We start from the raw sequence: 10,284 nt of genomic DNA, 5'->3' as shown, positions 1-10,284 counted from the left end.
CCTTCCTATATGCCAGGGCTGTTTGCCGCCATCGTCGCGTTCATGGGCGTTGTCCTGAAGGGCAGCAATTCGATCTTCTACAAGAACTGGAAAGTTATTCAGAAGTAACAAGCCAGCTCGGCGCTATTTCTCCCCCGCAAGGGGGGAGATAATCGACATCAACCCCTACCCCCGCAGCACACCACCGGTCTGCTTGCTCACGCTTTCGACGATGCGCTTCGTCAGCGCTTCCAGATCCTCGTCGTTCAGGGTGCGTTCAAGTGGTTGGATCGCCACTTCGATCGCCACGGACTTTTTGCCATCACCAATGGACGCACCTTCGAACAGATCGAAGACCTGGACGCCGGTGATCAGCTTCTTGTCGCCGGCAAGGGCTGCACGAACGATTGCGCCGGCTTCGACGGACTTGTCGACGATGAACGCGAAATCCCGGCGCACGGCCTGGAAATCCGAAAGGTGGAGTGCCAGCTTGGTGCGGGTCGCCTTCTGCTTCGGCTCCGGAATGGCGTCGATATAGACTTCGAAGCCACAAAGGCTGCCTGCCACATCGAGCGTTTCCAACGTCTTCGGGTGAAACTCGCCGAAGGTTGCGAGGATAACCTTGGGTCCAAGCTTGATCGTGCCCGAGCGGCCGGGATGATACCAGGCTGGACCACCGCTTTCGATCTGCAGTTTGTCGACCGGCGCTCCTGAGGCTTCGAGCACGGCCAGCGCATCGGCCTTTGCGTCGAAAACGCCAACCGGAGCGGCATTGCCTGACCAGTGACGGGCCGAACCTTCAAGCCTGGCTGTGCCGCGGCGAACGCCAGCGGCAACGCGGCGCTGGGCTTCCGGCGTGTTGCCTTCGTAAGTGCCCGAGACTTCGAACAGCGCGAGATCGTTGAAACCGCGATCGGCATTGCGCTGGGCAGCGGCAAGCAGGCCGGGCAACAGCGACGGGCGCATATCGGACATGTCGGCCGCGATCGGATTGGCGAGCTTCAGTTCGGGCTGACCGCCTCCGAAAGCCCTTGCGGCCTCTTCGGAAATGAACGACCACGTTACAGCTTCCATCATGCCGCGCGCAGCGAGTGCCCGCCGAGCATTGCGGGTGCGAATCTGCAATGTGGTCAGGATCTTGCCGTTGACCGCCGCATGGCTCACCAGCGGCTGCGGTTCGATGCGGTCGACGCCATGGATACGCATGACTTCCTCGACCAGATCGGCCTTGCCATCAATGTCCGGGCGCCATGACGGCACCACGGCATCCACGAGCTCGCCCTTGCCTTGCGGTACGAAGCCGAGGCGCGACAGGATATCGAGGCTGGTTTCGGCCGGAACATCGATGCCGGTAAGGCGCTTGACCTCCGACGCTGGGAACGGAACCGTCTTTGGCGTATGGCCCTTGTAGCCAACGACCTGCCTCTCGGAAGGCGTGCCGCCGCAGAAATCGAGCACCAGCTGCGTCGCAAGCTCGAGGCCGGGGATCATGAATTCCGGATCAACGCCGCGCTCGAAGCGGTAACGCGCATCGGTTATGATGCCGAGCGTACGACCTGTACGGGCAATGTTCATCGCATCCCAAAGCGCTGATTCCACCACGACATTGGTGGTGTTCTCATCGCAGCCGGAATGTTCGCCGCCCATGATGCCGCCAATCGACTCGACGCCATCTGCATCGGCGATAACGACATTGTCCGGATTGAATGTATATTCCTTGCCATTGAGGCCAAGGATGCTTTCCCCTTCCCTGGCGCGGCGCACGGTGAGGTTGCCCTTGACCTTGTCGGCGTCGAAGACGTGGAGCGGACGCCCGCGGTCGAAGGTCAGATAGTTGGTGATATCCACCAGCGCATTGATCGGGCGCAGGCCGATGGCGATCAACCGCTGCTGCAGCCATTTCGGGCTATGGCCATTCTTGACGCCCTTGATCGTGCGCCAGGCGAAGCCCGGGCAAAGATGCGGGCTATCGCCGAGATCGAGCGCAACGTTCACCTGCGGGCGGCCGGAGCCCTTCATCGGTTCGATCGGTTGCTGCCTGAGCGTCCCGAGGCCAGCCGCGGCGAGGTCGCGGGCGATGCCGTAGACGCTGGTGCAATCGGGGCGGTTTGGTGTCAGATTGATCTCGATGACCGGATCGTCCAGCCCCGCATAGGCGGCGAAGCTGGTGCCGACCGGCGCATCTGCGGGCAGGTCGATGATGCCGTTGTGCTCGTCGGACATCTGCAGCTCGCGCTCGGAGCACATCATGCCGTGGCTTTCAACGCCGCGGATCTTGCCGACCGACAATGTAAGGTCAATGCCAGGAACGTAGGTGCCGGGTGCAGCGAAGGCCCCGACCAGACCTGCACGTGCATTGGGCGCCCCGCAAACCACCTGCAGCGGTTTGCCATCGCCGGTATCGACGGTGAGGACCTGCAACTTGTCGGCATCTGGATGGCGCGCGGCCGTCAGCACCTTGGCAATGACGAAGGGCTTCAGCGCGGCCTTGTCGTCAAGCGATTCGACCTCCAGACCAATCATGGTCAGGGTCTCGACGATCTCGTCGAACGAAGCCTTTGTCTCAAGATGATCTTTCAGCCAGGAGAGTGTGAATTTCATGATTTCACTCGTTTTCAGATTTGATGTCTGGGGACTTCGGCAAAGCCGCCTAGGTCCCCTCAAAGAAGCTTGGTGCCCCTTACGCGCTCAAGCCGCCAAACAGCGTCGGCATATCGAGCGGCCGGAAACCGTAATGCTGCAGCCAGCGGACATCGGCATCGAAGAAGGCGCGCAGGTCCGGCATGCCATATTTCAGCATGGCAATACGATCGATGCCCATACCCCAGGCAAAGCCCTGATACTCATCCGGATCGAGACCGACGGCGCGCAGGACATTGGGATGCACCATGCCACAGCCGAGAATCTCCATCCAGTCGGTGCCTTCGCCGAACTTCACTTCCTTGCCGGAACGGTCACACTGGATATCGACTTCCAGCGACGGCTCGGTGAAGGGGAAATAGGACGGGCGAAAGCGCATCTTCAGCGATGGGACCTCGAAGAATGCCTTGCAGAACTCTTCCAGCACCCACTTCATGTTGGCGACGTTCGCAGTCCTGTCGATGACCAGACCCTCCACCTGATGGAACATCGGCGAATGGGTGGCATCGGAATCCATGCGATAGGTCTTGCCGGGAATGACGATGCGGATCGGCGGCTTCTGGCTCTCCATGGTGCGGATCTGCACCGGGCTCGTGTGGGTGCGCAGCACGCGCCGCTCGCCATTCTCGTCCGGGTTGAAGAAGAACGTATCGTGCATCTCGCGCGCCGGATGACCCTCCGGGAAATTCAGCGCGGTGAAATTGTAGTAATCCGTCTCGATATCCGGGCCTTCCGCGATGGAGAAACCCATATCGGCGAAGATCGCCGTAATCTCGTCGACAACCTGGCTGATCGGATGGATACGGCCACGCTCGGCCGGAGCGGCGCGGACCGGAAGCGTGACATCGACCTTCTCGGTTTCGAGACGCAGGGTGATCGCCGCATCCTTGAGCGCGGTCTTGCGGGCGGTCAACGCCTCGGTGATGCGGTTCTTCAATCCGTTGATGGCCGGGCCCTGGGACTGGCGCTCTTCCGGCGACATCGACCCCAGCGATTTCAGCTTCTCAGAAATGGAACCCTTCTTGCCAAGGGCGGCAACGCGGACGGCTTCGATGGCCGCTTCGTCATTCGCTGCCTCAATCTGCGTGGCAAGCACGCTTTCCAGTTGTACCAGATCGTCCATGGTTCTTCACCCGTTTCGCGGTTTGCGACTGATCGTAATCGTGCAGAAAATTGAAAAACCCGCGCTAGCCGAGCCAGCGCGGGTTTCCCAAGTCTATATTTCCGAAATGCTTTGGGAGCGGCGGCTGGCTTAGTGGACAGCGCCTTCAAAAGCGTTCGGAGTGGTGTTCTTGAGGTATTCAAGCGCCTTCTTGGCAGAAGCCACGAGTGCACCGAATGCTTCCGGCTCGTGGATCGCGAGATCCGACAGAACCTTGCGGTCAACCTCGATACCCGACTTCGACAGACCATCGATGAAACGGCTGTAGGTCAGGCCATGTTCACGCACAGCGGCGTTGATGCGCTGGGTCCAGAGCGCGCGGAACGTGCGCTTCTTGTTCTTACGGTCGCGGTAAGCGTACTGCTTCGAACGATCGACAGCGGCCTTGGCGGTGCGGATGGTATTCTTGCGGCGGCCACGGAAACCCTCGGCCTGCTTCAGAACTTTTTTATGCTTGGCGTGGGACGTAACGCCCCGTTTTACACGTGCCATGATATGATCTCCTTTCTTCGAGGTTCCCTGTCATTTCTTTCGAAATAACCGCCTCTTGGGGTAAAAACGTTGCCCGGCTTAGAGGCCGTTGGGCAGGAACTTCTTCACGATCTTCGCATCGGCATCGGCGAGAACCATTGTGCCACGTGCGTCACGGATGAATTTGTTCGAACGTTTGATCATGCCATGGCGTTTGCCAGCGGCGGCGGCTTTGACTTTGCCAGTCCCGGTGATCTTGAACCGTTTCTTGGCAGCAGATTTGGTCTTCATCTTGGGCATTTTGCTACTCCTAATCTTATGAGTCCCGCTGTGCTCTTTCAGAGTTTCGGGTCTCTTGTTTTCATTTCAGGCCGACCAAAGCCTGAAAGCATACAAAACCGCCACGGCATGCCCTGCCGGGCGGTTTGAACGGGTGCTTATTAGCAGAAGTCAGGAAAAGCGCAACTGTTGAATCGTGCGTGCCGACGAAAACCTTAGTAAAGTCGCAGCAGAATTGGCAGAACGTGAATCGATTGCAGATACTCGACGAATTCGAACAGCGGATAGGAAACGAAGAACACCAGCCCGTCAGTGAATGTCTTGTACAGCATGGAAGACTTGACTGTCAGCACTTCGGCTTCCCGATAGATCGAGAAATTCGGGAAGAAGCGCGGCACTTCGGCCTTGTATGAGGTGTATGCATCGCCAAATATTTCTTCCAGATAGCCCTCTTCCGTCACAATGACAAAATAGAATGCCACATAGCAAAGAACGGCCAATAACAGGGCCACAATCAGGCTTCCTGTCATAAACCCGATGCCAGCAGCGCCAATCGTGCTAAAGACATAAAGCGGATTGCGGCTCATCGAATACGGTCCAAGCCGGACAATCTCGGTGCTTTTGCGTCCGCCGATATAAAGCGTGCACCACATCCGGCCAAGAATTGTCAGCACGATGACGCCGATACCAAAATCCTCGATATACTCGTGGGCCCAGTCATTGCTCCAGGCGGAACGAACTGTCAGCAGCGCCACAAGAATCAAGCCGATGATCACCGCAATCGCAATACGTCTGCGTTGCTGAAAACGGGACATCTCTTTAGGGGAAGTCAGCACCATAAGGGCCTCGGATCTGGACTACTCAAGACAAAAGCCGCCCGTAGGCGGCTTAGATCGTGATGTTTCGCTTATTTCAGCGCGGTGCGAGAACCATCATCATCTGACGGCCTTCAAGCCGTGGCTCTGCCTCGACCTTGGAAATATCTACCGTGTCCTCCTTGACCCGGTCCAAGAGCCGCATTCCGAGCTCCTGGTGGGCCATTTCACGACCACGGAAACGCAGTGTCACCTTGACCTTGTCACCTTCGTCAAAGAAACGCTTGATCGCCTTCATCTTCACATCATAGTCGTGCGTGTCGATGTTCGGGCGCATCTTGATTTCTTTGATCTCGACCGTCTTCTGCTTCTTGCGCGCTTCGGCAGCCTTCTTCTGTCCCTGGTACTTCAGTTTCCCAAGGTCAACGATCTTGCAGACCGGCGGCTCGGCATTGGGCACGATCTCGACAAGGTCGAGTCCAGCCTCATCGGCCATGGCCAGTGCTGCCTGAATGGTAACGATACCGTGGTTTTCACCTTCGGCATCAATGAGCTGTACCTGGGGTACCCGGATATCACGGTTGGAACGCGGTCCATCTTTCTGGACCACCTGTGCTCTAAAGGGTCGGCGAATGGCAGTAGTCTCCTTGAATTATTTCGGTCACGCAAATAGCACCGTCAGACCGTAGCCGCAATGCTTTGAATGCGCTGGCATAAGCCAATATCACTATTTTCGGGATAAATCACTCCAATCAAACATAGGAATATTTCAGTTTTATGCAATGTTGCTGGCTTTATCGAGGTGATTTGCCGTGGCAAAAGGCAGTACATCGATGAGGAGTCGCGTTCATGAATACATCGCCGCCACAGTTCCTTGACGTCAAAGGCACGAATATTGCGCTTCGCCTTCGTGCGGGGCGCGAACCCGGCATTGTCTGGCTCGGCGGTTATCGCTCGGACATGCTCGGCACCAAGGCCGAGTGGCTGGATCATTACGCTGCCGAGAAAGGCCTGGCGTTTCTCAGGCACGATTATTCCGGCCATGGCGAATCCGGCGGCGAATTTCGCGACGGAACGATCTCCTCATGGCTTGAGCAAAGCCTGGCGGTCTTCAGGCATTTCGCGTCCGGCCCGCAGATTCTCGTCGGCTCATCCATGGGCGGTTGGATCGCCCTGCGCCTCATCCAGGAGTTGCAGAGGTCGGGTGAACGCGAGCGCGTTGCCGGCCTGATCCTCATTGCGCCTGCACCGGATTTCACTTCGGAACTGGTCGAGCCACAACTGACTCATGACCAGCGCCGGCAACTTGCCGACCGCGGCTATATGGAAGAGCCTTCGGACTATTCGCCCGAGCCTTATATTTATACCAGGGCGCTGCTCGAAGACGGCAAAACCAATCAGGTTCTGAAGGGTGTCATCCAGACCGACTGCCCGGTCCACATTCTCCAGGGTATGGAAGACCGCGACGTGCCCTATGCACATGCACTGCGCCTTGTCGATCACCTGCCCGTCGATGATGTGACGATAACGCTGGTCCGCGATGGCGATCATCGCCTGTCGCGGCCGCAAGACCTTGAACTTCTCTCCCGAACGGTGTCTTCAATGGTCGATCGCTTCAAAGCCCGTCAATCCATCCAATGAACCTCTTATCTCAGGTTTCGCCATGCGCTTCTCCGTGATTGCTTCTGCTGTCGTCGCTGCTGTTGTCGGATTTGGCGGAACGCTTGCCCTCATCATCGCGGCGGCGCAGGCCCTAGGGGCAACACAGGCGGAGACCGCAAGCTGGGTAACGGCAATCTGCCTCGCCATGTTCGTCGCCACCGGCTATTTGAGCTGGCGCTACAAGATGCCGATCATCGCTGCCTGGTCGACGCCCGGATTGGCACTCATAGGCGGATCGATCGGCTTCACCATGCAGCAGGCCGTCGGTGCCTTTATCATCACCGCCATCGCCATCATCATCACTGGGCTGGTGAAGCCAATTTCCGCTCTGGTGTCGAAGATCCCCGCGTCGATTGCTTCGGGCATGCTGGCCGGTGTCCTCTTCGCCTTTCTTACCGGCGCGGCTCGGACAGTACCCGTGGATCCGCTTTTCGTGCTGCCTCTCGTCGCGCTGTTCTTCATCATCCGCCTATTCAATCCGGCCATGGCAGTGCTTGCGGTACTTTTCGGCGGCGTCCTCTACGCCTCTCTCAGCGGCCGCGTCGTGAGTGTTCCCAGCATCGAGCTCTCGACGTTGACCCTGATCATGCCGGTCTTCGACGCGCGTGCCATGATCGGGCTCGCCCTGCCGCTCTATCTCGTCACCATGGCCTCGCAAAACCTGCCGGGTTTTGCGGTTCTGCGTGCAGCGGGCTATGAACCACCTACGGCCGCCGCGCTCCAGGTTACCGGTCTCGTTTCGCTGATCAGCGCGCCGTTTGGCGCCCACACCAGCAATATGGCAGCGATTTCGGCTGCAATCTGCACTGGACCGGACGCCCATCCCGACCCGGAAAAGCGCTGGCTGACCGGACCGTTCTACGCGCTGTCCTATCTGATCTTTGCGATTTTCGGCGCATCGCTGGTTGCATTGTTTGCGGTCTTGCCCGCGCCGCTGATCGCCCTTGTCGCAGGTCTCGCGCTCATCGGGGCCTTCACCAACACTATGTCGCTCGCCCTCAAGATCGAACATGAGCGCCTGGCAGCGACTGTGACATTTGCGGTTACGGCATCTAGCATTACCATCGGTGGGATCGGCGCTGCCTTCTGGGCACTGGTAGCTGGCCTTATCGTCGTTTTCATCGATCACGCAAAGAAACATCTCTGATATCAATGCTTTGGAGCATATGAGATCACGCATTCTTGAAAAGGCGCAAATCCTTTCCCATGTCGTTATCAATCGACCAATCAGGGTCGGGGCTTTCTTGATAAGGAAGGGCTTTCGATGAACAATGCTGCTTTGATCCGGCCAGGCTGGACACCGGCGACCATCGCTCTGATGATTATCGGATTCATGCTGTTCTGGCCACTTGGCTTAGCCATGCTCGCCTATATCGTCTGGGGCAATCGCTTCGGCGGTTTCAAGCACGAAATGAGCAATGCGACTGACAATGTCTGCGGTGCGTTCCGCCGTCACCGTCGCAATCATCATTTCGGCCGCGGCCCATTCGGCACCGGCAATATTGCCTTTGATGAATGGCGCGAAAAAGAGCTGGAGCGCCTCGACGAAGAGCGCCGCAAGCTTGAGGAAATGCGTAGCGAGTTTGAAGAATATGCGCGTGAACTCCGCCGCGCCAAGGATCGCGAAGAATTCGATCGCTTCATGGCTGAGCGCAACACTGCGCCAAAGAAGCCGTCGGGCTCCGTTCCCGGCGTGAACGATACCGACGGAGAATAACGGCTCTCGCGGTCGGTTCCTCCAGTCCTGATAGCGATATCTCGTACCATGGCGGCGCCTTTCGGCGCCGCTTCTGTTTTTCTCACCGCTTTTGGTCGAATCAATTAATGTGATCTCATGATCCTGTCCCTGTTCCGGAGTCCGCCGAAAAAATCCGCAACGCTGAAAGCCGAGCGGAGCTATGAGGTTGCAGGCCGTGTCCTGCCGCTGCGGGTGATGGAAAATCCGCGGGCAACACGGCTGACCCTGCGTATCGATGCTGGCGGCAAGGGCCTTCGCATAACCGTGCCACCGGGCATGCCGACACGCGAGATCGAGAAATTCCTGACGCGCCATGAGGGCTGGATCGAAACGCGCATCGCCAAGATGCCAGACCAACCCAAGGTACGTCCGGGGGTGAAGATCCCTGTACGCGGTGTGCCGCATCTCATCGTGCATGAGCCGGCAAAACGCGGAACTGTCCGGCAGGAAGACGGGCCAGAGGGTCCAAAGCTGATCGTCTATGGTGACCGTCCGCATCTGGCGCGGCGCGTGGGCGATTTTCTGAAGCGCGAGGCCCGGAGCGATCTCGAAATGCTCGTGGCGCGCCACATGGCAACCGTCGGGCGGCGCGCAAAGGCCATTCGCCTGAAGGATACGAAGAGCCGCTGGGGTTCTTGCACATCGGATGGGACGCTATCCTTTTCCTGGCGCATCATGATGGCTCCGCCGCCGATCATCGACTATCTCGTCGCGCACGAGGTTGCCCATTTGAAAGAAATGAATCACGGGCCGAAATTCTGGAAATTGTGCGGTGAGCTTTGCCCGGATACCGAACGCTGCAAGGCCTGGCTGAAGCGCAACGGCGGCGCACTGCAGGCTATCGATTTCAGCTGATGCAAGCAGCGATTTCACCTGCCGTTCTGCAGGCGGCCCGCACCCTATGGGATTTTCATCTCATTTATGACGAAGTGTCGAAAGCTGACCTGATCATGGGGCTCGGCAGCTATGACCTGCGCGTCGCGGATCGCTGCGCAGAATTGTTCCATCAGGGCCTGGCGAAGCAAATTCTGTTTACCGGCAAGTCCGGCAACTGGACAGGCGGGCTCTATGACGGAACGGAAGCGGAAGCTTTTGCCATGCGCGCAAAGGAGCTGGGCGTTCCGGGTAAAGCCATCCTGATCGAGCCACAGGCCACCAATATCGGCGAAAATATCCGGTACGCGAAGGCGATGGCGGGCGACAATATTCGCCGCGCCATTATCGTCACCAAACCCCAGACCCAGCGCCGCGCCCATGCAACCGTGCGGGCTCAATGGCCGGACGTCGAAGCGCTGGTGACGGCGCCACCGACCCGTTTTGAGAATCAGCCGACGCAAGCCTATCCACTCGATATGTTCATTCATGAAATGGTCGGGGATGTGCAACGCATGATCGATTATCCGGCCAAGGGCTTCCAGATAGCGCAATCCATCCCTGCATCTGTCGCGGATGCGTTCGATTTCCTTGTGAAAGAGGGTTATCACCACCATCTCTAACAGTTGATCCATGCGCAAAATCCTCGACTTTGACGCATTTTC

11 protein-coding genes are annotated in these 10,284 nt (G+C 58.0%); 5 read left to right on the top strand and 6 right to left on the bottom strand.

Going from position 1 to position 10,284, the window contains the following annotated elements:
* Positions 1–165: 165 nt before the first annotated feature.
* The 6 genes from pheT to infC all read right to left on the bottom strand — a co-directional run bounded on the left by pheT (position 166) and on the right by infC (position 5,980).
* Positions 166–2,580, bottom strand: a complete 2,415-nt coding sequence (pheT, locus tag AAAC48_RS18375; protein WP_340655565.1) for a phenylalanine--tRNA ligase subunit beta — start codon at positions 2,578–2,580, stop codon at positions 166–168.
* A gap of 79 nt (positions 2,581–2,659) precedes the next feature.
* On the bottom strand, positions 2,660–3,742 hold the full coding sequence (pheS, locus tag AAAC48_RS18370; RefSeq protein ID WP_340655564.1) for a phenylalanine--tRNA ligase subunit alpha: 1,083 nt from the start codon (positions 3,740–3,742) through the stop codon (positions 2,660–2,662).
* Positions 3,743–3,871: 129 nt separating this feature from the next.
* On the bottom strand, positions 3,872–4,273 hold the full coding sequence (rplT, locus tag AAAC48_RS18365) for a 50S ribosomal protein L20 (RefSeq protein ID WP_027230884.1): 402 nt from the start codon (positions 4,271–4,273) through the stop codon (positions 3,872–3,874).
* Between the two features lie 78 nt (positions 4,274–4,351).
* Entirely contained in the window at positions 4,352–4,552 is a 201-nt protein-coding gene (rpmI, locus tag AAAC48_RS18360) for a 50S ribosomal protein L35 (RefSeq protein WP_106662221.1), read from the bottom strand.
* 194 nt (positions 4,553–4,746) lie between these two features.
* The gene (locus AAAC48_RS18355; RefSeq protein WP_340655567.1) at positions 4,747–5,364 is read right to left on the bottom strand and encodes an isoprenylcysteine carboxylmethyltransferase family protein; all 618 of its coding nucleotides are present in this window, start codon (positions 5,362–5,364) and stop codon (positions 4,747–4,749) included.
* Positions 5,365–5,443: 79 nt separating this feature from the next.
* Positions 5,444–5,980, bottom strand: a complete 537-nt coding sequence (gene infC / locus AAAC48_RS18350; RefSeq protein WP_105734100.1) for a translation initiation factor IF-3 — start codon at positions 5,978–5,980, stop codon at positions 5,444–5,446.
* A gap of 215 nt (positions 5,981–6,195) precedes the next feature.
* Between infC and AAAC48_RS18345 the strand changes: the two genes are divergently transcribed.
* The 5 genes from AAAC48_RS18345 to AAAC48_RS18325 all read left to right on the top strand — a co-directional run bounded on the left by AAAC48_RS18345 (position 6,196) and on the right by AAAC48_RS18325 (position 10,242).
* Positions 6,196–6,987: an alpha/beta hydrolase gene (locus AAAC48_RS18345; RefSeq protein ID WP_340655563.1), complete on the top strand. Its 792-nt coding sequence runs from the start codon at positions 6,196–6,198 to the stop codon at positions 6,985–6,987.
* Positions 6,988–7,009: 22 nt separating this feature from the next.
* The gene (locus AAAC48_RS18340) at positions 7,010–8,155 is read left to right on the top strand and encodes a benzoate/H(+) symporter BenE family transporter (protein ID WP_340655562.1); all 1,146 of its coding nucleotides are present in this window, start codon (positions 7,010–7,012) and stop codon (positions 8,153–8,155) included.
* A gap of 117 nt (positions 8,156–8,272) precedes the next feature.
* The gene (locus AAAC48_RS18335) at positions 8,273–8,725 is read left to right on the top strand and encodes a DUF2852 domain-containing protein (protein WP_340655561.1); all 453 of its coding nucleotides are present in this window, start codon (positions 8,273–8,275) and stop codon (positions 8,723–8,725) included.
* A 117-nt stretch (positions 8,726–8,842) separates the two neighbouring features.
* Positions 8,843–9,601, top strand: a complete 759-nt coding sequence (locus AAAC48_RS18330; protein WP_340655560.1) for a M48 family metallopeptidase — start codon at positions 8,843–8,845, stop codon at positions 9,599–9,601.
* 11 nt (positions 9,602–9,612) lie between these two features.
* Complete coding sequence (locus tag AAAC48_RS18325) at positions 9,613–10,242, top strand: YdcF family protein (protein ID WP_340655566.1); 630 nt, start codon at positions 9,613–9,615, stop codon at positions 10,240–10,242.
* The last annotated feature ends 42 nt before the right edge of the window (positions 10,243–10,284 follow it).

It is taken from the genome of Phyllobacterium sp. (assembly GCF_037994405.1).
GTDB lineage: Bacteria > Pseudomonadota > Alphaproteobacteria > Rhizobiales > Rhizobiaceae > Phyllobacterium.
Note: the sequence above shows the minus strand (reverse complement) of the source record. Positions and strands in the feature narration are given on the sequence as shown.

What these genes read in the sequence shown, in the direction of transcription:
- AAAC48_RS18340 (WP_340655562.1), top strand. Translation starts at nt 7,010, where the DNA reads ATGCGCTTCTCCGTGATTGCTTCTGCTGTCGTCGCTGCTGTTGTCGGA.
- pheT (WP_340655565.1), bottom strand. Translation starts at nt 2,580, where the DNA reads ATGAAATTCACACTCTCCTGGCTGAAAGATCATCTTGAGACAAAGGCT.
- rplT (WP_027230884.1), bottom strand. Translation starts at nt 4,273, where the DNA reads ATGGCACGTGTAAAACGGGGCGTTACGTCCCACGCCAAGCATAAAAAA.
- AAAC48_RS18335 (WP_340655561.1), top strand. Translation starts at nt 8,273, where the DNA reads ATGAACAATGCTGCTTTGATCCGGCCAGGCTGGACACCGGCGACCATC.
- rpmI (WP_106662221.1), bottom strand. Translation starts at nt 4,552, where the DNA reads ATGCCCAAGATGAAGACCAAATCTGCTGCCAAGAAACGGTTCAAGATC.
- pheS (WP_340655564.1), bottom strand. Translation starts at nt 3,742, where the DNA reads ATGGACGATCTGGTACAACTGGAAAGCGTGCTTGCCACGCAGATTGAG.
- AAAC48_RS18330 (WP_340655560.1), top strand. Translation starts at nt 8,843, where the DNA reads ATGATCCTGTCCCTGTTCCGGAGTCCGCCGAAAAAATCCGCAACGCTG.
- AAAC48_RS18345 (WP_340655563.1), top strand. Translation starts at nt 6,196, where the DNA reads ATGAATACATCGCCGCCACAGTTCCTTGACGTCAAAGGCACGAATATT.